A 22,095-nucleotide genomic window follows, 5' to 3' on the forward strand; every position below is an offset into this window, starting at 1 on the left:
ATTGACGATTCTTTTATTTAAGTAGCAAAGCTACCTATTGGCGTGACAGGAATCGAACCTGCATATTTTGAACAGAACACCCAACGCTCTACCTTTAAGCTACACGCCAACCGAAAGTATCAATTACATTATGCCATTTTTTGAGATCGTTCATTCGGCAGCGCCCTAGAATGACATAGTGGCTGATTGCCACGTGCTAACTGCTCAATCTCTATACGGTTTTCGTTACAGGCAATCGAGATTACCGCAAACTCAATATCGCTGGCAAGGATTTGCACCTTGCATGAATAATCTTTACCGTTTATCTCCCTTTAGATTTACATCGGATATCACCGAATAATGTTTAAAGCCTCCGCACCAAATGATCACAAGATTATATATTTTATGGAGTATAGGAGGTTCTCTCAAACCGCATTACTCAGCTGTTTACAGGCTCTTGTGATTGTCCTCTTATACTATTACAGACTAACGCCTATATAAACACCGAACACCAAAGCCGATTATTCTACGTAGTAACGTCTACCTGTTCCGCCACAGCGATAAATCACTCACAAACCTGTAGAAAAAAGAGAGAGGAATTACACCCCATTTCTTTAGTTTGAGAACGTATGATTTGTGAGTGATCATTGCAACTAACATAGCGCTATCTTGACAAGTGCTTTCGGCGTACGTCTACGTGTAAGCTTAATGCCAAGTTTATTGCAATATTTGCTACCTAGACTAAACGAGACAGAAAGAACTGGACTTTCCACATCCTTATTCTTTATTTTTTGTAGGTAGCCTCAAAAGATAGGCGAAACGGAGCTAAGATAGGTAATGCATGCCTTACCTCGTTTCCTTATCTTTCGACACTACCATAATAACATGGATTTCCGAATAAAATCCCTACAATTTCCCTACAAAAACCCTACAAAATTTTCTATTTATAAACAACTAAAATTCCGTGTTTATAGGCTTCAGCAAATTCAATCAAAGCATTAGATTTTAACTTCTCAACATTTTTTTCACCATATCCACGTATTAACTGCCCTATTTCCCAATTGGTATGTTTTTCTACATCGCAAAAACTATAGTATAACACTTGACGGCTAATAAGACTTAATGCCATAAGCGCAGATAAAATTGCGTCTCTTTCTGCTTCTGCATCTGCTAATTGTACCAGTGCATCTTCTGTTTTGTTTCCGTGGCTTTGGCTTTTAGGCATATCTGTAATAATTGGTGATTTTAAATCTATTAAAGAGCGACCAGCTATTCGCTCTAAACGTCTAAAATTCTTCAACACATTTCTGGCATTCGCTTTTGTTTGTCGAAAATCTACTTCTTTTAGCAATTGAATCAAGTGGAATCGCTCCTTTTGTGGTATAATAACTATGTCGAAAACATTACTCACAGTCGGAGCAATCCGGCTTTTTTTATTTACTCTTATTGAAATTTCATATTTCATCATGATATAATATGAACAACTCAATTCATCTTGAGTGGTGTCATCTAGAAAACTCGACTAGAAAAAACTAGTTGAGTTTTTCTATTTATGATAAAATATTTTTATTGTGACCAATGTTTGGGGTAAAGTAACCTCGCATATCACAAGCTACCACTTTTCTGGTAAAATATTCTTCTTAGTCAACCAGTGGTCGGTTGGCTTTTTTTGTTCTCTGCTTAAGAAACGTTATCCCATAGGTCCATTTGAGGTAAATAGCCTTCATCTTTTAACAAGTTATAAATAAACAATCTACCTTTCTGCGTCCACTTCGTACTCATCACTATTTTCACTGTATTATCTGATTGCTTGATTTCACTTGTATGAGATTTAGTGTAGCCGCAATTCATATGCTTTTTGTAAAGCAACCATTGTCCGCTAACTTTTCGTTGTACGCCTAATTGATGTAATAGTTTATTTAATTGAATAGCCGACATGCCATAATCTGCTGCAATCTGAGAAGTCGTGACTGTATCTTTCGAAGCTAAAATTGTATCAAGATAAGTGATTTTAGGCTCATACTCCGCTACTTTTTGTTCAAGCATCATTTTTTCTTCTTCCAAGTCAGCAGCTAACCGCAGGGCTTCCGCAAACGAACCTGGAACATTCGTATAGCTACCTGTTTTCCTAATTTGTGGTAAGACCTCTTCCATAACCCACTCTTCAAATTGCTCGGCATTTGGAAGATTAGATTTTATTACTAGTCTGTAAATATCAGATTCAGGAATAACTTTAAACGATTGACGACGACCTAGCGAATCGCTACCCCATGTTTTTATAGCTTTTTTACAATGTTTGTTAGTAGCATCACTTGGATTTTTATAACCTAATGTTTTAGCGACATCATTTGCTACGAAATATGGAACTTCATTTATAAGCATTGTTCGCACTTCTTGTTGTCCAAAATTAAAAATTTGTGGTGTATTCATTTCCTTTAACTCCCTTCTTCATCTGCATACTCCTTTACTTCAATCAAATCTCTCTTCATAAACCAAAACACTTCACCATTATCAAATTTAATCAATAAAGCGAATACTTTTCCATCCACTTTATCAATACACTCGCCGATTTGTCCTTTCGGAACAATACTGCTATATCTAGTTTTGTATTTCATCTACAATTTCCCCCGTAATCGCTAATAGCGAACCTATTAGGGCGCTCATACTATTTTTAGTAAATACCAATTCAATTTCGTCGCTAACATTTGAACGTAAGTCTATGATTCCACGTTTAGCAATAATTTTATATTCGCCATTTTCTAATTTCTCTATTCTTAATGATTCTTCTGAAAAATTATTAACACTCTTTGCTATAACTTCTATTGCCATCTATTTTTCCTCCTGTTCAATCCAATCAGCAAAAGCTCGTAATACTTGCGCTTGTTGCTTGTTATCTAAACTAGTAATCGCTTTGTGTAAATCTGATGAACCATCCCAAGCGCCATTGTGCATTAACCAATACACCGCTTGAAACGGTGTTGGTGGCGGACCAAGAGTATCAAACTGACAGACTAATTCTCTTAATAGATATTCTTGTTTTTCGTTGAGTTCTGTTTGATTCCTTTCAGAAACTCGGTTATTCCAAAGGGCTGATAATTTTTCAAAACAAACTTTATCATGCTCTTTTTCATCCATACCGTCCCACGGAACAGAAATTTCGATACTTGCATTACACTGTTCACACAATACATAGGCATCTGATGAAATACTAAACGAATTGAAACTAATGTTTTCTGAACCGCAAAATGGACATGGTTTTATATGAATTTCACTCATTCTTAGCTTGCTCTCCTTCTTCAAAACACGCCACAAGTAACTCTCTAATGATTTCTTCTGACAGACAAATATTTTCAGCATTGTAATAATCGCTAAACTTGAAACCCATTTTTACATTCCTTTCCTCATACTCAGCTACTTTCTGTTCATAAATGGCTATTTCTTCGCTAGTCGCTTTAATTAAACGAGTTATTTCAAAACCAGCTTCATGTAAGCAATATACTTTTTCTCCTATCCATTGATACCAATCGCCCAATGCTAAATTTATCATCCCGATATCAAAATAATCTTCATTCCAAACTTGTTGTTCTATGATTTTTTTAACTTTTCCAAACGCAGGTGGATTTGCATCGACTAATTTATAAACCTGTCCAACTTCAACCATTCGATTCATTTTCTTCACTCGCTTTCTTCCCATAAACTACTATCGCAGACGGAAACGGCGCTGAATTGCCACCTTCTCCGTCTATTTCAAATTTCACCCGTCCTCGTAAAAACTGAATATATGCCTTACCAAATATAAAATCGTGCCAATAACTAGTATCAGTTCTGGCAGGTATCAGAAACACAATCGTTCTTTCTGGTACTCTTAGATATTCTTGATAGCCTTTCTCTAGCCATTTTCGTAATTCTCTTCCATAAGGCGGATTACAAAAAACATTACCGTCCCATTCTTGAATCAATGCGTTATCTTCTTTGGTAAAATACTTAGGCAATTTAGCATTTCTAGCGCTTGCTGCTACATCAATATCGAATTGATATTTTTCGTTTAATTCATCAAATAATTTCTGAGGCGTTTCCCAGTCATCTTTTTCACTTGAAAAGTGAAGATTTTTATTCATTTTCTTCACTCACTTTCTTAATTCGCTCAATAGCAATATCAAAATATTCCTTTTCTTTTTCAAAGCCAATAAATTGACGATTAGTGTTAATTGCAGCAACTGCTGTAGTGCCTGAACCGATGCAGTTATCTAATACAACTTCATTTTCATTTGTGTATGTTTTGATTAAGTATTCACACAATGCTACAGGTTTTTGGGTAGGGTGTCCTGTACGTTCACGGGAATTACTTTTCACTTGATTAATATCTAAAATACTAATCGGATTTTTCCAATCTTTATCGTAATGTCTCGAATCTACTACACCTCGTATAATTCCGTAATTATCCGAATTAGTGGATTCTGGTAAAACATAACCGTTTGCTTGATGTTCTGCTATTCGTTTGCTTATTCTTGGAATCATCTGTTTGTTGTAGGTTGGAAGCTTTTTGTAAAAAACAAGAATGTTCTCATGCACCTTCAAAGGCATCTTATTAGCTAAGAAAAAATTAGTAGAATGTTTTTTGTTCCAAATTAATTCGTATCTAAATAATTTTCTGTTACTCATGATTATGTCTGTCGTAAATGGTTGTGAGCCTGTTAAGACAATTGCGCCATTGTCCTTAATGATTCGCTCATATTGTTCCCACAATTTCTCAAACGGAATAATACTATCCCACTTATTTTTCGTAGTTCCATACGGTAAATCACATAAAATCATGTCGATGCTTTTATCTGGTATCCGTTTCATTCCTTCCAGGCAATCTTCGTTATATATTTTGTTTAGTTCCATATTTTTAAAGGAGTAAAAAGCTTTTTCTTGCGGCCGCAAATCTCCCACTCCTTTCGTTTATTTTTTCTTTATCTCAGCTAACTTTTTCGCAACACTTTGACCGTTTTTGTTGCATAACGGACAATAAAAACCTTTTTGATGTTTCAACTTATCTTTTTCCCAGACAATCATCTGTCCCTTGCATTTTATACATACCATCGCTTTTCCCTCGCTTACTGTATGTGTCGTTTGCAATAGCAGCGTTTTTTCGTTTTCGATTTTGCTTTTTTATCCGTTTTCCTTTTTTCCCACTACTTTTGTTCCTCCAAACTCATAATTTCAATTTCTGTTCGTGGTTTCATGATAACTAATTCATTCATCTAAAATTCCTCCCCGAAATCTAATTCACGTTTTAGCTTGCTGTGAATCGATTCTAGCTCTTTTTTGTATTCTTTGACTGTTTGTATTGTTTTACCACTAGAAAGCACGTAATCGCGTTCTATTGCGACGAGAGCCTTACTTAAATTGCCATAATAACCAATCAAAGCGAGTGATTCTTTTTGTGTACCGTCTTTATCAGTCAAAATGGTTAACTCTCCGTGTTCGTTTCGTCTCGCTTTATTTACGATTACTTGCTTATCATCACTAGTAATTCGATAATCAAGTATCTTCATTTCAATCATGATTTACTCTCCTCCCGACAATTCTTGTATTTGTCTTTTTAGAGCTGCTTGCTCTTCTGGTGATAGCTTTTCTTCTTCACCGTTTGCTTGATTCATCCATTCAGGCACCTTTTCTTGCCGAACAGCTTTATTTTGATAGCTACTAATCCCTGTATTTTTTTTTCTTGTTGCATTAAATGCTTTCTGCGCTTCTATTGCTTCTTCAAGCGTGGTTATGCTTTTATCTTTCCAATTCGCAAAAATTTTATCCACGTATGATTTTAGCCATCTCATATCTACGCTGTACTCATAAGCCTGTTTAACAGCATACAAAACTAGCTCTGGACCCCATTCTCTAATCCATGGACCTAAAGCACCTTTCAACAAGTTATTAGGCTGTTGTTCCCAATGGCTTTGAATAAACTCATACACACCGACATCTTCTTCATGCTCATTTATGTTTGTGTTTTCGTTTATATTTATGTTTTGTTTATGTTTATATAATGTGCCACTGTTGCGCAACTGTGTTGTACACTTTTCCGCTACTGTTTCGCTACTACTTTGTAAACTGTCTTGTACACTCTCTTGTAAACTATTTGACGTAGAAAGTTTACGTACATCTTCTTGTAAACTTCCTTGTACACTATCTGATGTATAAAGTTTACATATATGGTAAGAAGTTGCTTTTCTTCCATTGGTTTGAAAATCAATTAATCCTAGTTGTTTTAATACATTTCGATTTTTATTTATTCCTTGGCGTGAAAGACCAGCTAGAGTTTCAAGCGTTTGATTACTTGCCGTAAACCACTCACTCCATCTTGTTTTATTGTTTATGCTCATCAATGCGCGCCATAAAGCAATTTGCCCAGATGAAAGTCCCTGATTGTACATTAAATAATCGTCAAACGCTAAAATCTGCTTAATATAGTCCATCATCGCACCTCCCTAGATATGAGGGGAAAATCCCCTCTCTATTTGTCTAATGGTGGATTTTTAGTATCAAATAAATCTGTTTGATTCAATGAATCTGAATTAGCTTCATTAATTACTTCTGCTGTTTTCATCGTAGTATTTTCTTCTACTTCCGTTTCGGAAATAATATTTCCATCTTCTTGCATTTGTTGAACTTTTTCATCTGAAGTTGTCGCTTCTTGCATTTCGATAGATAAAATTCCCCATTTTGATAACATATTTCTTAATACTGTTTTACGAGCCATCGCATTATAATCTGTAGCCCAGACACCGCTCAATTTTGTTTTTTCTTTGTCTTTGTTATTTGCGATTCGATGAGCTTCAATTTCTTGTTTGGTCCAATAAACAGTTTTCTTGAATCCATTTAATAGTTCAAAATATCCAACATATCCGATTACATCGTCTGATTGTCTACCGTTTGGATCAAATTCAAATTCTTCCGTTAACCTGTTCCAACTCAGTAACTCTCCTTCGTAGACTTCAATAACATTTAATGCTTTATATTTACCTGACCGTTGAGCCAATTGAATATAACCTTTATATCCTAAAATAAATTGGGCTTTCCTCTCCCATTTGCCAGTCTGCTTATTTTTAGTATTAAATGGTACGAGATAGGCATAACCTAGATTTTTATCTAATCCTAAATTTAATGTAGCAGCTGTTAAAGCCCCGCTTAAAATAGACATTGGCTCGCTTTCTGCCAAGTAGCTATCATTAGAAACTAAGGTCATGACATTTGACATAAAAGCATTCGCATTTTCATGAAGAACTTCCTCAAATTTCCGTTTCATAGTAGGAGTATTCATTAATCCTTTTAAACCTAATTGATTCGCAGGAACTTGTTTTTGATTTTGTTGTGATAATTGATTTTTTAAGGTTTCGTTTGTTGCCATTATTATTTTTCCTCCTTCAATTTCAAACCACAAATGGAACAATACTTCCAATTTTTATCTCTCACTTTACTTTTACATTTTGGGCATACTTTACACATCTACTTAATCTCCTTTTCTATTAATCTTCGTGGCGTAGTAACCATATATATTTCTTCATCTTCTGCAATTTGAGGATATTTTTCAGCAAACTTTTTACTGTTCAATCTTTTAGTAGGTATTTCCTTCCACTCAACAATATGTTTTTTGGTAATACCAATGCTTGCATTTCTTTTTCCCAATTCGCTTTTTATTTCATTTTCAATTTTTCTAATAGCTGCATCCAACTCTTTTTTGGTTTTCTTCATTTCATTTTTTTGATCTATCAATTCGTCAAACGAAGCAGGTAAAGTAGTTTGTGTTTCTTCTATGTCGCTATACTTATCCTTTAAAAAGTCAGCTGTTGCCTTACTTCCGTCAATAATAGGTTCAACGCCTTTGATTACGTTATTTTCCCAAAAATCAACTAATTGCTCGGTCAGTACATCGATTAATTCCTGATCACGTTCTACTCGTTTCCAAATAAATTTCTGACCACCAATTAAAACTGCAATATAACAATAGTCTTTATTCAAAACATTCATATAATGCTGAACTTGGCAAAGATAACTCAATGGCACTTCGTCTCCTGCCCATTCCTTCGCTAAAAATTGATTCGCAGTTTTACATTCTAAAATGGCATTTTCTCTAACCACTTCTCTATCAATATTTGCTCTTAAAAAAGGATGGAGCGAATGTTCGAAGACTTGATTTCTACGACGAACTTTTTTTCCTGTTCTTTCTTGGAACTCTTTCGCAACAACTTCTTCTAAAACATTTCCCCAATAGGCTGGCTTGCTTTCTGTATCTTTCAGCTCAACTTGACCTGTTTTCTCTAGCCATAATTGATAAGCTGATTTATATTGATTCAAGCCTAAGATTGTTGCAACGTCTGATCCTCCAATTCCTTTACGCCTATCCTCAAGCCATTCTTGGTGGCTCATGGATAAAGTAGATTGAATCATCTTTCGTCTTCCTCCTCATCGTATTCCCACGTTGGCTCTAACACTTCTTTTTCTTCGGGCGGCTCTTGTTTTGCCCCTAACGAATCAAATTCAGGCATTACAATCCCTCCCAAAATAGTTTTATTTTTTCATCTTCCAATTCGATATAATCGACACCTTGCATTTGTAATTGATCTAAAAATGATTTTGTAGCTCCTTTACTGCTTACCACACAACTTGTATTACCGTAAGATGCTGATGTTCGTATTGATTGGACAATGTTATTCTGTGCGTTTGCTAGCATTAATTCGTAAATGTCGTTGCCTAAGCCTCTTACTTCAATCATCTAGTTTTCCTCCGTAAATTATGCTATTATTTATTTGTATATTTTTTGTTATGCGCCTTAATCGTCTGCAAACGATTGGGGCTCTTTTTGTACTATACTTAATCTCTCTGGATAAACACCTTCATCAAATGAAACATATGGATATTCTTCAAGCAATTTTCTAAAGACTTCCGCTTGTGTTTCTCCAGTCACGTATGTTTCTCTACTAGCTTCACCTACAGCTACATACATTTTTTACCGCCTCCTTTTGTAGAGTATTGATACTTGGCCTCGTCCCAATCAAAAAACCAACGTATAAAGATTGGTACAATGAATATGGTCACTACTACCACTGAAAATTGACTTTTCAAGAACGCACCTAGTACAATCATCACTAAAAATGCGCCTATCAATCGTGCTTCACGTATCGCTTTCATGGTTAACCTCCTATGATTTTTTGATATAATTTACTATGAAAGTGAGGTGATAAAGATGGGAAATAGGATTCGTATCCAGCAGGCACCGTTCAATAATAAGAGATACATTCTTAATAGAAATACGGGAGTAAGCCATGATTTAGACAACTATTGCGCTAGTTGCATGATTTACTCAATGGACCCTTCACATGTTTTTGCATCAGACTATTTATATTTAGATATCAAAGAGCATCCATTGTATGAAGAAGAATGTGATTATTGTATGAATCCCGATGGATAAATTGGCACTTGGAAACAAGTGCTTTTATTTTTCTTCAATTATTCCTCGTTTATCAAACTCTTCAATTACTTTATCTACAGACTTACGAAGTATCGAAATTGTAATTTTATTCTCTATACATAAAGCCAATATAATTTCTGCTAATTCATTTTCTTTCATAGTTAACCTCCTATAAATGAATTCTATTTTGAATTTCTAAACCTCTTAAAAATTCAAGCTCTATTTCGATTTGAGCTGCTTTATTTTCCGTTAATTGTTCAGATTGTCTGAGTGCTGCTCTATCATCTTGAAGCTGTTTACGTTCTTTTTTGATTTGATTAAGTATCCAAGCTTCTTGATCAATCGTATAAGCCATAATATTCTCCTTATATTACGTCGTTTAAGTCTAAACTCATTTGTCTTACAACTGTTTTTGTTGCTGTGGACGGTTCCCAATCGTTGATATATTCAATTACGGTTTCGTAATGTTTTTCTCTTAATTGGGAGCGAGACCCTACACCAGTAATTTGCTTAATGCCTGAATTAATATCTTTGTATAGCTTGCCACGCTGTTCTTTTGTGATTTTTCCAAATCCTTTCGCCACTTCTGCAACTCTCTGATGAACTCGTCGTGATAAATAGCTATAATCACCCGCATCTATTTTTTGATTGTTTTTTAAGTCAGCTACTTCTTTTTCGATTACATCTACACGTTCGTTTGTTTCTTCGTTTGCTGATAAAGCTAGTAAAGCTAATTCTCGCTTTGAGGTTGGTAATTTAGGCTGTTGAATTTCTTTTTCCATTCGATTGAATGCTTCAATGTATTTCAGTTTGAACTTAAGAGCTTTTTGACCAGTGAATCCCATTGCTAGTAGCGTGAATCCGTCACGGTTCATAATGATTTGTCTATATTTTTGTTTGTTTTGTTGATGAATATAACTATCTTCGTAAAATAGGTCTGCGTAATTTTCCGCAACCCCCCTCTTTTAAATCATCAATCGCTGCTAAAACATCACGATGATTTTTATTAAACGTTTCTGCAACTTGTAAACTAGTTGTTACTGCTTGTTGGTTTTTCATAATTACTAGATTCTCCATCTTCTTTCCTCCTTAAAAAATTTAATAATCAGGCAATTCGATATATAATCGTTTTAAAAACGGTCTAATGCGTTCAGCATCAAACAGCCATTGCGCATTTACGCTATCACTTTCTTTTTTAGCTAGCTTATTCTTTTTTACATACGGATCATCAACAATGTTTTGCATAATCCACGCCCGTTTATGACGAGTGATTTTTTCCATATCTGACATTGTGTACCATTCAGGCCGTAAAAAAGTTTCACAATATTGTTCAACATATTCTTTTAGATGTTTATCAAGATATTGATTATCCACTTGTACGTTAACCTGTACTGGCACTTCGGGTTGCGAAAACATGGCTACACCTCCTAAACTGGTTGTCTTGCTTTTCACCTCTACTGGGTCAGAATGGCAGCTAAGAAATTATGATTTTAGTTTTATTTATCTCATCTAAAGTTTTTTGAAGTTGGTCAGCTTGCTCCTTTGCTTGTTCGATCAACTTCATTAGGTTTTGTAAGTCAACTTTGATAATCGCTTCTTCCACTTTTACCTGCACCTCCTATGCTGGTTGATTTTTATTCATTCCTTTTGATAAAATTTCCTTATCAGTGAGAAGCCCACTGAAATAACTGATAAGGTGGTGAAAGCATGAGCTTAATGTATGCAAATTTACTTGGGAATTGGACATTACTGAATGGTGAACCCACACTCATTATTGATAATTCTTATAAAGATGCTTCCTTATGGATAGAAGAGAAGCTATCAACTTTAAATGATTACCCGTATATAAATATCACTTTTAAAAATAAGAATTACCGTGTCCATCCATCACAAATTCAAATCGTTACCGAGTAAATGAATCTTGAAGTCTTTTTTTAAAGACTTCTTTATTTTCGATTTTTTGAGAAGTTAAATTATCTTGAAAACTTCTATCAACAATTTCTTTGATTTTTTGCCACTCATAAAATTTCAATTCTGACAAGACATTAAATAAATCGTTTTTTTGTTTTTCCACTCTCTACACCTCCTATCTAATTTTGTTTCGTTTTCGAAACAAAAAATTTAAAAAAATAATTCGATTTTTTCGTTTAAAATTTGAGCAATTTTAATCGCTTCTTGGAAAGTAAAATCTCGTCCATTAGAACGATTAATTTTCAAATTGAATGTTGTTCGATCCATCCCCAAATTTTTTGCGACTTCTACTTGAGTCATCCCTTTTCTCTCAATTAGCGATTTCAAATTATAATATGGAGCCTCGAACTCAGTTGGCGTAATCATTTTAAATCTCCCTCCTTTCTTTTGTTTCGTTTTCGAAACTTTGTAGTTACATAATAGCATATTTTGTTTCGAAGTCAACAACTTTTTTACAAAAAAATAAATTGTTGCGATTTCGCAACTAAAAGTGTATACTAAATATATCGAAGGAGGGATGTAATTTGATAGGAAACAGAATGAAAAAATTAAGACTTGACCAACATCTCACATTAGAAGAGCTAGCTAATACTTTAAATAAAAAATATCCTAATACAGTCAATTTCAATAAAGGTAAGCTATCTAAATGGGAAAATGGCAAGGAAGAACCGAAATTATCATCTATGCGAATACTAGCCGATTTTTATAATATAAGAATCGATGACTTCTATACTGACAACCCAAAGTTTTCTTCTATAGAAACAATCTACAATCAACTAGAACCACCTCGTCAACAAAAAGTTTACAATTTTGCAGAGAATCAATTGGAAGAGCAAGAAAAAGAAACTAAACAAAAAAATAATTCTATCACTTCTTTAGAACAATTTAGAAAGAAAAAAGAAGAAGACATAATTTACGGGACTACAAAATGGTATGGGGCTGTATCTGCAGGAACAGGCGAATTTTTGACAGATGAAACTTGCGAAGAAATAAAGTTACCTATCGAACAGATACCAGATGAAGCTGATTTTTGTTTAAGCGTTAATGGCGATTCGATGGAACCTATTTTCCATGACGACGATTATGTTTTTATAAAACGACAATTAGAAATATATAGTGGGAGTATTGGCGTTGTTATCGTAAACGGTGAATCGTTTTTAAAACGAATCTGGTTTGAAAATAATTTTGTTAGACTGGAATCATTCAACAAAAAATATAAAGACATTATCATTACTGAAAATGATGAATTTAGGATCGTTGGAAAAGTGGTTATGTAATTCAAAAAAAGAACCACCTACCAATTTGGCTAGGTGGTTTTTATATAAATATTTTTAAGTAAGGAGTTTTAGTTTTATGAAAAAGAGAAATATATATATTTTTCTACTGACTTGCATTTTTTTAGTTGCGTGTAACTCAAAACTAGATAAATCAGATTTAGATAGCTATTATACTTCTTTGGTTGATTCTTATTGTGACGGATTAATTCCTATTTATGAAGAAGATTTGCCCGATTCAAAAACTAAGAAAAATTACGAAAATACTTTGAGCGAACTGAAAAAATTACAAAAAAGATATGCTAATAAAGAAAGCGAATTTAAAAAATATTTTGACTCTATCAAACAGTTAAATAAAGGCATGATAAAAGAATATCAAGGTTTAGTGAAAGCTAAATCTGACAAAGATCAAGCATATGACGATGGAGTGTTAATGCAAGATATAGCTAATAAATACCGCGATGGAAAAACAACAGACAAGCAAGAATATCTATCGCAGTTAATTGAAGATAGCGAAACACAAGATGAAACTGAAAGCAACGATACTCATACCTCTGATACGTACAATGAAAGCTCTTCTACTAACTCGACATCAAGCTCTTCTACATTACCTTCGTCTAACGTATCTTTTGAGGATGCCAACGCTCTTGCTAAAGCACATCAATATTCTAGTGTAATGCACATGTCTAAAGCTGCTATCTATGACCAATTAACCTCTGAATACGGAGAAAAGTTTTCTGCTGAAGCTGCACAATATGCTATAGACAACATGATAGCCGATTTTAACGCTAATGCTCTCGCTAAAGCGAAAGAGTATCAAGAATCTATGGCGATGTCTCCTGAGGAAATCAGAGAACAACTAACCTCCGAATACGGGGAAAAATTTACACCCGAAGAAGCTGACTACGCTATACAACATTTAAATGAATAAAGATTAGCCTTCGGGCTTTTCTTAAAAAACAAAAAACGAACATAAGTTCTTTCGGAAAGTGAGGTAATTTAATTATGGCAAGTATTAAACAACAACCTAATGGAAAATGGCGCTATCGCATTCGATACAAAGAAAATGGAAAATTCAGAGAAGTTTCAAAAAGCGGATTTAGAACTAAAAGAGATGCACAAGCTGCAGCAAACGAGCTAGAAAGAAAACTAAATTCAGGACTAGTTGTACAACACAACAAAGATATTTTAGTCCAGGAATATTTGAATAGTTGGATAAAACTAAAAGAAAAACAAGTAAAAAAATCAACCTTGGCAAAATTAAATAGAGCAATTCGTTTACACATTCTACCCCAATTTGCTTATTATAAAATAACCGAAATTCGTCGTATAGATTGCATAAATTGGGTAAACGAAATGTGCACTCATCTATCAATTGAATCAGCCAAATCCTATTGTTCAACTTTTAATAGTGCTTTAGAGGATGCTGTTAACGACTTTAAATTAATAGATTCTAACCCTATGAAAAATATCAAATATCCTAAAACAGAAAAGAGAAAAACAGCAATTCAGTTCTTTGAAAAAAGAGAGTTACAAACTCTTTTAGTCACTGCTGAATCCTATAAAGGGACAAAACCTTTTATTAACTATCAATATTATGTACTTACTTTTTTACTTGCTCGAACTGGATTAAGGCTAGGTGAAGCGTTAGCGTTAAAATGGGAAGATGTCACAGAAGATAAACTCACAGTGAACAAAACCTTATACCGTGAAAACAATCAAAATTTTATTACCACACCCAAAACCATATCAAGCTATCGAACAATTATGCTTGATACAAAATGTATCGAACTCTTGAAAAGCTTTAAAATAAAGAAAATTGAACACTCTTTAAAATCAAACACTTTCATATTGAATAAAGAGTTTGTATTCACAGATTCAAAAGGCGACTTCTTAAAACAGTGTAATTACAGAACGTATTTTACGACAATATGTACATTAGCAGATATTCCTAAATTATCCCCGCACGCGCTAAGACATTCGCATGCTGTGCATCTTTTAGAAAGTGGTTCTAATATAAAATTTGTTTCAGAACGCTTAGGCCATCACACAATCAATATGACCGCAAATGTTTATCTACACGTATCTAAAAAAATGGAAACAGATTCCATTTCAAGATACGAAAATTTTTTATAATTTTTTTGTGGCAAATTTGTGGCAAGTAATTTAAAACATCGATACAAAACCTTATTTATAAAGGTTTTCAACAATTTACGCTATTCGGTTGATGAACCTTGGTTACAATTGCAACAGTTCACATTCTAATATGGAAAGTCAAAATAGTCAATGAAAGCCCTGTTTTACTTTGCACTTATTTGCAGTTTTCACCTCTCGTGCATTGTTTCGTACCTTTTTCTAGTCATTTTTTACTTTTTTAAGCAATCTTTATTCGCAGAAGTTCCTCCCTCTGGTATAATGGACAATAGCGATTCAAAGGAGGAGCTCAATGAACATTCACTACTATCTTATTATCAACGAGCAAGCAAGTAGCGGCAATGGCCGAAAAGTCGCTAGAAAAGTGATTCAACAACTCAAGCAACAAGAACTTAAATATACGGCTCTTTACACTGATTACGCTGGACATGAAAAAGAATTGACGAAGGAACTTGCAGAAACAACTTTACTTCCTTGGTCTGAAGACTTAGACGTTTCAACTTTTCCAATCCTAGTCGTGCTAGGCGGCGATGGCACACTACATAATGTCATTAATTCATTACTTCCATATGATTCAGCTATTCCTTTAAGCTATATTCCATGCGGCTCTGGAAATGATTTTGCACGAGGGGTGGGATTATCAAGGAATATTGATAAAGCATTGCATCAAATCCTGCGCACCAGACGACCAAAAGAAATTCAAACGATTCATTATGTAGAAGCCAACCAAGAAGAAATCGGCTTAGCCACCAATAATGTTGGCTTAGGGTTAGATGCGGCAATCGTGGAAAAAACCAACGAATCGTCATCAAAAAAAGCCTTAAATAAATTTAAGCTTGGCTCGCTTTCCTATATTTCTTCAATCATTCATGTCTTTTTTAAACAAAAAGGCTTTCCAATTTTAGTTGAAATGAATGGTAAACAATACACATTTAATCGTGCTTTCCTATGTACGGTCACAAATCATCCTTATTTTGGCGGGGGCGTATCAATTATGCCGACGGCCAATCCTCGCAAAGCAGTCGTGGACTTAGTTGTCGTGGAACGAATCAATATTTTTAAAATTTTGTGGCTTATTTTCCTATTGCTTCGCCAAAAACAAGGGAAATCTAAGCATTTTCATCATTTTCAATCAAGCAAAATTCGAATTGTTTCGACGATTCCACAAACCATTCACGCAGATGGCGAGATTTTAGGCAAACGAAGTATTGATATGGTTTATACCACACAAAAACGTTTGTTTTGGTTTTAACTGAGTCCCTTAAGGTTGAAAAAGAGTGCCATAAGTCAAAACGACTTATGGCACTCTTTCCTTTTCTCACATAAATTGATAAGGCGTCGTATCCTTCATTCCAATCATTGGATCAACAGCATTTGTTTGAATAATTTCGACTGTTAGTCGTGGTTCTTTTGGTAATGATTCTTCGACAACTTTTGTCGCTTTATTTACTGTTTCTGGGGTTGACTCTTCCCCTTCATCAGCAAATAGTGAAACTTCTTGTACCGTTGTTTCAACTAATTGCTCGTCTGTTTCTTTTATCTGATCGGCTTTCGTTGATTGCTGTTCAGTTTCATAAGAGACAGCTTTTGTTTCCTTTTCAGTAAATGGATGGTCTGCCGTTAAACCTTCTTCATAGGCTTCTAACTGAGTTCTAGTCGTTAAGGTCATTTGTTCTGCGTTCACGATTCGTTCTTTTAGCATCGTCATGCGACTAGCCGATTCGTTTTTGACACATGTTTCAAAAGCAGAAACCTCACCTAGTAGAATTAATAATTCTTTACTACGTGTCACTGCTGTATACAGCAAATTTCGTTGCAGCATTCGGCTATACTGATGAACCATTGGCAGTAACACCATGCGGAATTCACTACCTTGCGCTTTATGAATCGAACAACAATACGATAGCGTAATTTTATTCCATTCATTTCTTTTATACGTTACTTCATTATTATCAAACTGTAAAACCAACTCGTCCACTTTGTCCTCTGAGTCTTTGGCTAAAGTAATTCCGACGATTTCTCCCATATCTCCATTGAACACATTTAATTCTGGCGTATTGACTAGTTGCAAAACTTTGTCCCCAATCCGATAGACGGTGTCATTCCATTTGACTTCTTTTTTCTTACCATCATTTGGATTGAAGATTTCTTGCATCATCTTATTCAAGGCATCAATGCCGGCTGCGCCACGATACATTGGCGCTAAAACTTGGATATCTTGTGGCGTAAACCCTTTTGCTTTTGCCTTTGTGACGATTTGTCGAATGTATTCTTCGATATGACCAATATCACTTGCAAAGAACGAGCGATCCTTTTGATTTTTTTGAAAATCAGCAGGCAACTTTCCTTCTTTAATTTCATGGGCAAGAGGAATAATACTTGAACCGTCTCCTTGACGATAAATTTCGTTTAACTCACATTTGGGAATTTCGTTAATTTGCAATAAGTCATGTAAGACTTGACCTGGACCGACAGACGGTAGCTGATCCTTATCACCAACAAAAATCACTTGCATGTTTGTCGGAATAGCTTTTAATAACGTATTGGCTAACCAAGTATCCACCATTGACATTTCATCTACAATTAGCAAACCACCTTCTAATTCTTTGGCGGTTAAACTCGGATTTTTTTCACGACCTGTCAAGCCTAACAAACGATGGATGGTACTTGCAGGTAAACCTGTCGTTTCGTTCATACGTTTCGCTGCTCGCCCAGTTGGCGCCGCTAGCAAGATTGGAAACATCTCCTGCGTATAGTCTTTGAGATCTAATGAAAGACCATTTAGTTCCGCAAACAACGAGACAATCCCATTGATAACAGTTGTTTTCCCTGTTCCAGGCCCTCCAGTTAAAATAAATAACGGCGATTTAATCGCTTCTTCAATCGCTGCTTGTTGCGAGTCGCCATACTGAATATTTAAACGTTTCTCAATCATTCGGATATTTTTTTGGACTTCTTCTTCCTCGTAATGAATTTCTTTTTTACGAGAAAGTAAACGCTGAATCGAAGTACCAATGCCCCATTCAGAAAAATAGAGACTGTTCTCAAAAAGTTTAGTCTCTTCTTGTTGGATTTTTCCATGTTCGACTAACGTAATGATTTCATTGGCCACTTGATCAGGTGAGATTTCCACTGGGCGACTTGCTTCCAAGGTCCGAATCGCTTCTTCTAACAAAACATCTGCTTGAACATACGTATTGCCTGAGCGAATGGAGTGTTCAAACACTTCATGTAAAATCGCTGCCCGAATTCGAACAGCAGAATCCGCCTGAATGCCGATTTGTTCAGCAATATTGTCCGCTCGTTTAAATCCGACTCCCTCAATATCTTCAACTAACTGATAAGGATTTTCTTGAATCACAGAAAGGGTTTCTTCTTGATAGGTTTGATAAATTGAAAAAGCTAACTGACTACCGAAGCCGTATCGATTTAGTCCCACAATCACTTGCTCCATCCCGTGATTCAAGCGAATTGTTTCGACGATTACTTGACGTTTTTTTTCATTTAAAACAGTAACTTCTTCCAAAACACTCGGGTCATCAATAATTCGGTCAATCGCACTTTCCCCTAATACTTCAACAATTTTTTCAGCAGTTCGTTTACCAATGCCAGGAAATTTGTCACTTGATAAATAGTTAACCACCCCACTAGCCGAAGTCGGTCTTTCTTGCTGATAACTATCCACCTGAAACTGTCTGCCATAACGAGGATGGTCCACAAAATGACCAAAGAAACGGTAGGGTTCCTCTTCTTGAACTTGGCCAAAACTTCCAGTTACTACAATTTCTTTTTCTAAATAATCTGTATTTGTATCGGTCACATTTACAAGAACGACTTTATAAAAATTACTGGGATTTTCAAAAAAGATTGCTTGTACAGTCCCAACAATAAAGGCTTTTTCTTCGTCCTCACCAAAAAGTGTTACCACTACAAGCCCTCCTTTCTGTTGTGCGCTTATTGTACTTTTTCTTTAGCTAAAAAAGACGTATCATTCCATAACGTTAAGTCGTACGGCATGTTCCTTGATGCCTCTTTGGTTTCAAGAATTGAAAGGCTATTGTTTAACAGCCCGCCCATTGTCCGTAATTCTGATAATGGTTTACCAGCCATCGCTTGGATTGCCGCCGTCAGCGCTGCTCCGTGTCCGACAAATAGAACTGGACCTTCGTGCTGCTTCGCCGCTTCAGCAACTGTTTCTGAAATCCGTTGAATCGCTTGCTCGATTGGTTCACCATCAAAAATTGTTGGATCATACAAATCTAAACGATGCCGTAAATGATCTAATTCTTCTCCATAAAAATTACGCATTTCTTCAATATATTGTCCTTCTAGACGACCTAAACCTAATTCTTTTAAGGTATCTGTATAAACAATTTCAACTGGATGAGTCAATTCTTGTTGAATTCCCCGCGCAGTATTTTTGGCACGTAATAGCGGACTAGAATAAATTTTTTCAAACGGAATATCTTGTAAATATTGGCCTAATTGTTTAATTTCGTCATAACTAGTTGGTAATAACGGCGAATCTCCTGTCATTCCTTGAAATCGTTTCTGTTGATTCCATTCAGTTTTTCCATGTCGTGTAAAATATAATTTCATGTAACTTCTCCAAACTTCTTTATCTCTTCATATGTCTTTCTAGTTTATCACTTCCCTGCGAAAATATCCATGGAAGTTTCTAGTAATCCAAGCAAAATAAGCCTAGAACAAAAATCTAAATTGTTTTTTGTTCTAGGCTCGGAAATTGGGCAACAGTAAAAATAAAACCACTTTCTTCTGACATTTTTGAAAAAAAGCGCTACTGTCTTAACTTTTTTTAATCCAATTTATCATTTTCATAATGATGCGTCAGTTCTAAGTTCGGAAAATTTTGCTGACGTAAGGCTTCATAAACAATTAGTGCGGCAGTGTTAGAAAGATTCAATGAGCGCACATGTTCATCATTCATAGGAATTCGGATACACTTTTCTTCGTTTTCTCGCATAAACGTTTCTGGTAAGCCTGTTGTTTCTTTTCCAAAAAGGAAATAATGGTCCTCGCCATCATTATAATTGACCTCGCTGTATGTTTGGTGAGCAAATTTGGTTACTAAATGCAAGTGTTTGCCTGCCACATGGGCTAAAAAGGCAGCCAAATCTTTATGATACGTAATATTTACATCATTCCAATAATCTAATCCGGCACGTTTTAAGTGTTTATCATCTGTTGAAAATCCTAAAGGTTCAATTAAATGCAACGGTGTATTCGTCGCTGCACATGTCCGTGCAATATTTCCAGTATTTGCTGGAATTTGTGGTTCAAATAAAACAATATGGTTCGTCAACTATCTTCAGCTCCTCAAATATCAATCGTGTTCATTTTAGCATAAATTCAAAATAAATAGCGCCCACAATACTTATTTTCAAAAAAAAAACCGCATGACGCGATGATGTCAGGCGGCAGCTGTTCTAACCAATAAAAAAAACGTACCGTCTCGGTGTCTAGCACGGCGAGTCGTTACGTTAGTGAAGGTCTCTTCACTAACTTTTATCAGAACAGGACCCTGATAAAAACCAATGAAAAAACAACTTGTAAGTAATATAACACCAATGTCACTTTATTGCAAGACTTTTTTAGGATTTTCTTCACAAAAAAGTCTATCTTTTACGACCTACTAACAAGCGGACGTCAATCGTGATTTTTTCCAATGGTCGCTGTTGTAGCTCGGCTTTAACTTTTTGAGAAACTTGCCACTCTAATGGCGACATTTCTAATAAATCCAACCGTCTTTCCTCGGGAATGTCAAAGCAATAAGTTATTCGTTCATCTACTTCCACAGCTAATTCCTCGGCAAAACGTTGGACTACTTTTTGATTGGAATAACTTTGTTTCTTTTCGTCATTGGGATAAAAAGCCGCTCGTAATTCCTTTAAATAATTCTCTTCAGGAATAATTTTAATCACAGTCCCGTCAGCTTTTAGTACTCGCCGAAATTCTTGATAATGTGAAGGAGAAAAAATATTCAAAATCGTATCAAGCCCTTGATCCGCAAATGGCAAATTCGTTAAATCCGCCACACACCAAAACGCATCAATTGGCTGATTACTTGCTAAATAGATTCCTTCCTTTGATAAATCAAACCCGATTTTCAGTCCAGATAAGCCTGCTTGACTTAACTCAGCTAGAAAACTCCCTTCACCACAACCAACATCGACTACTGTTTTATTTTGAGGAAGATAGTGCATAATTTTGTTTAAAACAGGCGCGTACATGCCACTTTGAATCATTTTTCCTCGAGAAGTAAACATTTTTTTATTATATTCTGTCTGAACGCCATGATTTAGAAAGTATAACGTGCCTTTCTTGGATAAATCAAATTGATGCCTCTGTTGACAAATCAGACCAACCCCTTCTACATGCATTGGTTGATGACAAGTTGGACAGCGAAATACAGCTGCTTCTTTTTTCAATAATTGTTGTGCTCGTTCAATTTTCTTTAACATTTAAAACTCCTTACGTTCATCAAATGAACATTTTCTCTTATAAAAAGTTGCACTCTTTTTTTCAGGGCTATGGTAGTAAGCAGAATTATGGTACAATGCCTGTGAAGAAAAAGCAAGGAGCGATAAGAAATGATTAAAGAATTCTGTGCCGAAAATTTCACTAAGATTCCCCAAGCCATTCAAAAAGGTGCGAATCGCATCGAATTATGCGATAACTTAGCCGTGGGTGGAACGACGCCAAGTACTGGTGTTATTGAAGAAGTCTTAGCATACGCTGGCGAACATTCTGTACCAGTGATGACAATCATTCGTCCTCGTGGCGGCAATTTTGTCTATAATGATATTGAATTAAAAATTATGCATACCGATTTAATCGAAGCAAAGAAATTAGGAACCGACGGCATTGTTATTGGCTGTTTAACTGAGGATGGTTGGTTAGATGAAGAAGCTTTGGACTTATTCATTGAAACAGCTGAAGGCTTGCAAATCACTTTTCATATGGCTTTTGATGCCTTGTCGAAAGAAAACCAATTTAAGGCGATCGACTGGTTAGCTGAGCGTGGTGTGACGCGTATTTTAACTCATGGCGGGCCAGCTGGTACCCCTATCGAAGACAACTTTGATCATTTAAAAGAATTAATTGCCTACGCAGATCAACGGATTCTTATTTTACCAGGTGGCGGTATTTCCACAGAAAACGTTCAAACTGTGATGGACACTTTAAAAGTCACAGAAGTCCATGGCACAAAAATTGTTTAATTTCTTGTATCTAAAAAAGTGA

Annotated in this window: 32 protein-coding genes, 1 tRNA gene and 1 pseudogene; 6 read left to right on the forward strand and 28 right to left on the reverse strand. The window is 35.4% G+C overall.

Going from position 1 to position 22,095, the window contains the following annotated elements; all coding sequences use genetic code 11:
* Nucleotides 1–37 precede the first annotated feature (37 nt).
* The 22 genes and pseudogenes from IGJ04_RS05685 to IGJ04_RS05790 all read right to left on the reverse strand — a co-directional run bounded on the left by IGJ04_RS05685 (nt 38) and on the right by IGJ04_RS05790 (nt 11,036).
* A tRNA-Glu gene (locus IGJ04_RS05685) sits at nt 38–109 on the reverse strand.
* An 810-nt stretch (nt 110–919) separates the two neighbouring features.
* On the reverse strand, nt 920–1,336 hold the full coding sequence (locus tag IGJ04_RS05690) for an ArpU family phage packaging/lysis transcriptional regulator (protein WP_438840342.1): 417 nt from the start codon (nt 1,334–1,336) through the stop codon (nt 920–922).
* Between the two features lie 323 nt (nt 1,337–1,659).
* The gene (locus IGJ04_RS05695; protein ID WP_236919220.1) at nt 1,660–2,409 is read right to left on the reverse strand and encodes a phage antirepressor; all 750 of its coding nucleotides are present in this window, start codon (nt 2,407–2,409) and stop codon (nt 1,660–1,662) included.
* A gap of 5 nt (nt 2,410–2,414) precedes the next feature.
* Nucleotides 2,415–2,594, reverse strand: a complete 180-nt coding sequence (locus tag IGJ04_RS05700; RefSeq protein ID WP_010708329.1) for a hypothetical protein — start codon at nt 2,592–2,594, stop codon at nt 2,415–2,417.
* Nucleotides 2,578–2,808, reverse strand: a complete 231-nt coding sequence (locus IGJ04_RS05705) for a hypothetical protein (protein WP_202579498.1) — start codon at nt 2,806–2,808, stop codon at nt 2,578–2,580. Before IGJ04_RS05705 ends, IGJ04_RS05700 begins: the two co-directional genes overlap by 17 nt.
* Nucleotides 2,809–3,255, reverse strand: a complete 447-nt coding sequence (locus tag IGJ04_RS05710) for a Lar family restriction alleviation protein (protein ID WP_438840029.1) — start codon at nt 3,253–3,255, stop codon at nt 2,809–2,811.
* A complete protein-coding gene (locus tag IGJ04_RS05715) occupies nt 3,248–3,658 on the reverse strand; it encodes a hypothetical protein (protein ID WP_438840030.1) in 411 nt (136 codons plus the stop codon). The genes IGJ04_RS05710 and IGJ04_RS05715 overlap by 8 nt, the downstream gene beginning before the upstream one ends.
* Entirely contained in the window at nt 3,633–4,097 is a 465-nt protein-coding gene (locus IGJ04_RS05720; protein WP_438840031.1) for a DNA N-6-adenine-methyltransferase, read from the reverse strand. Before IGJ04_RS05720 ends, IGJ04_RS05715 begins: the two co-directional genes overlap by 26 nt.
* Nucleotides 4,090–4,905, reverse strand: a complete 816-nt coding sequence (locus tag IGJ04_RS05725; protein ID WP_438840032.1) for a DNA-methyltransferase — start codon at nt 4,903–4,905, stop codon at nt 4,090–4,092. Before IGJ04_RS05725 ends, IGJ04_RS05720 begins: the two co-directional genes overlap by 8 nt.
* Nucleotides 4,906–4,923: 18 nt before the next feature.
* On the reverse strand, nt 4,924–5,100 hold the full coding sequence (locus IGJ04_RS05730; RefSeq protein WP_192829452.1) for a hypothetical protein: 177 nt from the start codon (nt 5,098–5,100) through the stop codon (nt 4,924–4,926).
* A gap of 125 nt (nt 5,101–5,225) precedes the next feature.
* Nucleotides 5,226–5,528, reverse strand: coding sequence for a hypothetical protein (locus IGJ04_RS05735; RefSeq protein WP_202579554.1), 303 nt, complete (start codon nt 5,526–5,528; stop codon nt 5,226–5,228).
* 3 nt (nt 5,529–5,531) lie between these two features.
* Nucleotides 5,532–6,440 carry a DnaD domain protein gene (locus IGJ04_RS05740; protein WP_438839847.1) on the reverse strand — a complete coding sequence of 303 codons (909 nt, stop codon included), beginning with the start codon at nt 6,438–6,440 and terminating at the stop codon, nt 5,532–5,534.
* A gap of 38 nt (nt 6,441–6,478) precedes the next feature.
* Complete coding sequence (locus IGJ04_RS05745; RefSeq protein ID WP_438840033.1) at nt 6,479–7,372, reverse strand: recombinase RecT; 894 nt, start codon at nt 7,370–7,372, stop codon at nt 6,479–6,481.
* A gap of 98 nt (nt 7,373–7,470) precedes the next feature.
* Nucleotides 7,471–8,412, reverse strand: a complete 942-nt coding sequence (locus IGJ04_RS05750) for a YqaJ viral recombinase family protein (protein WP_438840034.1) — start codon at nt 8,410–8,412, stop codon at nt 7,471–7,473.
* 97 nt (nt 8,413–8,509) lie between these two features.
* Nucleotides 8,510–8,737 carry a hypothetical protein gene (locus tag IGJ04_RS05755; protein WP_192190531.1) on the reverse strand — a complete coding sequence of 76 codons (228 nt, stop codon included), beginning with the start codon at nt 8,735–8,737 and terminating at the stop codon, nt 8,510–8,512.
* 57 nt (nt 8,738–8,794) lie between these two features.
* The gene (locus IGJ04_RS05760; protein ID WP_010711582.1) at nt 8,795–8,968 is read right to left on the reverse strand and encodes a hypothetical protein; all 174 of its coding nucleotides are present in this window, start codon (nt 8,966–8,968) and stop codon (nt 8,795–8,797) included.
* Nucleotides 8,959–9,153: a hypothetical protein gene (locus tag IGJ04_RS05765; RefSeq protein ID WP_438840035.1), complete on the reverse strand. Its 195-nt coding sequence runs from the start codon at nt 9,151–9,153 to the stop codon at nt 8,959–8,961. Before IGJ04_RS05765 ends, IGJ04_RS05760 begins: the two co-directional genes overlap by 10 nt.
* A gap of 304 nt (nt 9,154–9,457) precedes the next feature.
* A complete protein-coding gene (locus IGJ04_RS05770; RefSeq protein WP_023895510.1) occupies nt 9,458–9,592 on the reverse strand; it encodes a hypothetical protein in 135 nt (44 codons plus the stop codon).
* A gap of 10 nt (nt 9,593–9,602) precedes the next feature.
* A complete protein-coding gene (locus IGJ04_RS05775) occupies nt 9,603–9,788 on the reverse strand; it encodes a hypothetical protein (RefSeq protein ID WP_099704312.1) in 186 nt (61 codons plus the stop codon).
* 10 nt (nt 9,789–9,798) lie between these two features.
* Nucleotides 9,799–10,510: pseudogene (locus IGJ04_RS05780) on the reverse strand (Rha family transcriptional regulator).
* Nucleotides 10,511–10,531: 21 nt separating this feature from the next.
* Complete coding sequence (locus IGJ04_RS05785; protein ID WP_438839853.1) at nt 10,532–10,849, reverse strand: DUF771 domain-containing protein; 318 nt, start codon at nt 10,847–10,849, stop codon at nt 10,532–10,534.
* Nucleotides 10,850–10,907: 58 nt separating this feature from the next.
* Nucleotides 10,908–11,036 carry a hypothetical protein gene (locus IGJ04_RS05790; RefSeq protein WP_438840036.1) on the reverse strand — a complete coding sequence of 43 codons (129 nt, stop codon included), beginning with the start codon at nt 11,034–11,036 and terminating at the stop codon, nt 10,908–10,910.
* Nucleotides 11,037–11,140: 104 nt separating this feature from the next.
* On the opposite strand from IGJ04_RS05790, the gene IGJ04_RS05795 reads away from it, so the two are divergent.
* Nucleotides 11,141–11,347 carry a hypothetical protein gene (locus IGJ04_RS05795; RefSeq protein ID WP_263306150.1) on the forward strand — a complete coding sequence of 69 codons (207 nt, stop codon included), beginning with the start codon at nt 11,141–11,143 and terminating at the stop codon, nt 11,345–11,347.
* Here the strand turns inward: IGJ04_RS05795 and IGJ04_RS05800 are convergent.
* Together IGJ04_RS05800 and IGJ04_RS05805 are read right to left on the reverse strand one after the other, a co-directional pair.
* Nucleotides 11,337–11,507, reverse strand: coding sequence for a hypothetical protein (locus tag IGJ04_RS05800; RefSeq protein ID WP_263306149.1), 171 nt, complete (start codon nt 11,505–11,507; stop codon nt 11,337–11,339). The genes IGJ04_RS05795 and IGJ04_RS05800 overlap by 11 nt on opposite strands.
* 47 nt (nt 11,508–11,554) lie before the next feature.
* The gene (locus IGJ04_RS05805; protein WP_373579967.1) at nt 11,555–11,770 is read right to left on the reverse strand and encodes a helix-turn-helix transcriptional regulator; all 216 of its coding nucleotides are present in this window, start codon (nt 11,768–11,770) and stop codon (nt 11,555–11,557) included.
* Between the two features lie 158 nt (nt 11,771–11,928).
* Between IGJ04_RS05805 and IGJ04_RS05810 the strand changes: the two genes are divergently transcribed.
* The 4 genes from IGJ04_RS05810 to IGJ04_RS05825 all read left to right on the forward strand — a co-directional run bounded on the left by IGJ04_RS05810 (nt 11,929) and on the right by IGJ04_RS05825 (nt 16,084).
* Entirely contained in the window at nt 11,929–12,681 is a 753-nt protein-coding gene (locus IGJ04_RS05810) for a helix-turn-helix domain-containing protein (protein WP_438840037.1), read from the forward strand.
* A gap of 76 nt (nt 12,682–12,757) precedes the next feature.
* Entirely contained in the window at nt 12,758–13,609 is an 852-nt protein-coding gene (locus IGJ04_RS05815; RefSeq protein WP_438840038.1) for an Ltp family lipoprotein, read from the forward strand.
* A gap of 74 nt (nt 13,610–13,683) precedes the next feature.
* Complete coding sequence (locus tag IGJ04_RS05820; RefSeq protein WP_438840039.1) at nt 13,684–14,814, forward strand: tyrosine-type recombinase/integrase; 1,131 nt, start codon at nt 13,684–13,686, stop codon at nt 14,812–14,814.
* A 310-nt stretch (nt 14,815–15,124) separates the two neighbouring features.
* Nucleotides 15,125–16,084 (forward strand): diacylglycerol/lipid kinase family protein, encoded by a 960-nt coding sequence (locus tag IGJ04_RS05825; RefSeq protein WP_002356498.1) that lies wholly within the window; start codon nt 15,125–15,127, stop codon nt 16,082–16,084.
* Nucleotides 16,085–16,150: 66 nt separating this feature from the next.
* Here the strand turns inward: IGJ04_RS05825 and recD2 are convergent, their stop codons facing one another.
* The 4 genes from recD2 to IGJ04_RS05845 form a co-directional block, all read right to left on the reverse strand.
* Nucleotides 16,151–18,760, reverse strand: coding sequence for an SF1B family DNA helicase RecD2 (gene recD2, locus IGJ04_RS05830; protein WP_016617097.1), 2,610 nt, complete (start codon nt 18,758–18,760; stop codon nt 16,151–16,153).
* Nucleotides 18,761–18,786: 26 nt separating this feature from the next.
* Nucleotides 18,787–19,431, reverse strand: coding sequence for a histidine phosphatase family protein (locus IGJ04_RS05835; protein WP_438840040.1), 645 nt, complete (start codon nt 19,429–19,431; stop codon nt 18,787–18,789).
* Between the two features lie 217 nt (nt 19,432–19,648).
* Nucleotides 19,649–20,155, reverse strand: coding sequence for a tRNA (uridine(34)/cytosine(34)/5-carboxymethylaminomethyluridine(34)-2'-O)-methyltransferase TrmL (gene trmL / locus IGJ04_RS05840; protein WP_002356493.1), 507 nt, complete (start codon nt 20,153–20,155; stop codon nt 19,649–19,651).
* A 313-nt stretch (nt 20,156–20,468) separates the two neighbouring features.
* A complete protein-coding gene (locus IGJ04_RS05845) occupies nt 20,469–21,314 on the reverse strand; it encodes a methyltransferase domain-containing protein (protein ID WP_010707217.1) in 846 nt (281 codons plus the stop codon).
* Between the two features lie 129 nt (nt 21,315–21,443).
* Between IGJ04_RS05845 and cutC the strand changes: the two genes are divergently transcribed.
* Entirely contained in the window at nt 21,444–22,073 is a 630-nt protein-coding gene (gene cutC, locus IGJ04_RS05850) for a copper homeostasis protein CutC (RefSeq protein ID WP_002359565.1), read from the forward strand.
* The last annotated feature ends 22 nt before the right edge of the window (nt 22,074–22,095 follow it).

Source organism: Enterococcus sp. AZ050 (assembly GCF_051715085.1).
Taxonomy (GTDB): Bacteria; Bacillota; Bacilli; order Lactobacillales; family Enterococcaceae; genus Enterococcus; species Enterococcus faecalis.

What these genes read in the sequence shown, in the direction of transcription:
- IGJ04_RS05705 (WP_202579498.1), bottom strand. Translation starts at nt 2,808, where the DNA reads ATGGCAATAGAAGTTATAGCAAAGAGTGTTAATAATTTTTCAGAAGAA.
- IGJ04_RS05775 (WP_099704312.1), bottom strand. Translation starts at nt 9,788, where the DNA reads ATGGCTTATACGATTGATCAAGAAGCTTGGATACTTAATCAAATCAAA.
- IGJ04_RS05735 (WP_202579554.1), bottom strand. Translation starts at nt 5,528, where the DNA reads ATGATTGAAATGAAGATACTTGATTATCGAATTACTAGTGATGATAAG.
- IGJ04_RS05815 (WP_438840038.1), top strand. Translation starts at nt 12,758, where the DNA reads ATGAAAAAGAGAAATATATATATTTTTCTACTGACTTGCATTTTTTTA.
- IGJ04_RS05745 (WP_438840033.1), bottom strand. Translation starts at nt 7,372, where the DNA reads ATGGCAACAAACGAAACCTTAAAAAATCAATTATCACAACAAAATCAA.
- IGJ04_RS05795 (WP_263306150.1), top strand. Translation starts at nt 11,141, where the DNA reads ATGAGCTTAATGTATGCAAATTTACTTGGGAATTGGACATTACTGAAT.
- IGJ04_RS05755 (WP_192190531.1), bottom strand. Translation starts at nt 8,737, where the DNA reads ATGATTGAAGTAAGAGGCTTAGGCAACGACATTTACGAATTAATGCTA.
- IGJ04_RS05720 (WP_438840031.1), bottom strand. Translation starts at nt 4,097, where the DNA reads ATGAATAAAAATCTTCACTTTTCAAGTGAAAAAGATGACTGGGAAACG.
- IGJ04_RS05710 (WP_438840029.1), bottom strand. Translation starts at nt 3,255, where the DNA reads ATGAGTGAAATTCATATAAAACCATGTCCATTTTGCGGTTCAGAAAAC.
- IGJ04_RS05835 (WP_438840040.1), bottom strand. Translation starts at nt 19,431, where the DNA reads ATGAAATTATATTTTACACGACATGGAAAAACTGAATGGAATCAACAG.
- IGJ04_RS05700 (WP_010708329.1), bottom strand. Translation starts at nt 2,594, where the DNA reads ATGAAATACAAAACTAGATATAGCAGTATTGTTCCGAAAGGACAAATC.
- IGJ04_RS05765 (WP_438840035.1), bottom strand. Translation starts at nt 9,153, where the DNA reads ATGAAAGCGATACGTGAAGCACGATTGATAGGCGCATTTTTAGTGATG.
- IGJ04_RS05760 (WP_010711582.1), bottom strand. Translation starts at nt 8,968, where the DNA reads ATGTATGTAGCTGTAGGTGAAGCTAGTAGAGAAACATACGTGACTGGA.
- IGJ04_RS05805 (WP_373579967.1), bottom strand. Translation starts at nt 11,770, where the DNA reads ATGATTACGCCAACTGAGTTCGAGGCTCCATATTATAATTTGAAATCG.
- IGJ04_RS05820 (WP_438840039.1), top strand. Translation starts at nt 13,684, where the DNA reads ATGGCAAGTATTAAACAACAACCTAATGGAAAATGGCGCTATCGCATT.
- IGJ04_RS05845 (WP_010707217.1), bottom strand. Translation starts at nt 21,314, where the DNA reads ATGTTAAAGAAAATTGAACGAGCACAACAATTATTGAAAAAAGAAGCA.
- IGJ04_RS05770 (WP_023895510.1), bottom strand. Translation starts at nt 9,592, where the DNA reads ATGAAAGAAAATGAATTAGCAGAAATTATATTGGCTTTATGTATAGAG.
- IGJ04_RS05695 (WP_236919220.1), bottom strand. Translation starts at nt 2,409, where the DNA reads ATGAATACACCACAAATTTTTAATTTTGGACAACAAGAAGTGCGAACA.
- IGJ04_RS05740 (WP_438839847.1), bottom strand. Translation starts at nt 6,440, where the DNA reads ATGGACTATATTAAGCAGATTTTAGCGTTTGACGATTATTTAATGTAC.
- IGJ04_RS05785 (WP_438839853.1), bottom strand. Translation starts at nt 10,849, where the DNA reads ATGTTTTCGCAACCCGAAGTGCCAGTACAGGTTAACGTACAAGTGGAT.
- IGJ04_RS05750 (WP_438840034.1), bottom strand. Translation starts at nt 8,412, where the DNA reads ATGATTCAATCTACTTTATCCATGAGCCACCAAGAATGGCTTGAGGAT.
- IGJ04_RS05825 (WP_002356498.1), top strand. Translation starts at nt 15,125, where the DNA reads ATGAACATTCACTACTATCTTATTATCAACGAGCAAGCAAGTAGCGGC.
- cutC (WP_002359565.1), top strand. Translation starts at nt 21,444, where the DNA reads ATGATTAAAGAATTCTGTGCCGAAAATTTCACTAAGATTCCCCAAGCC.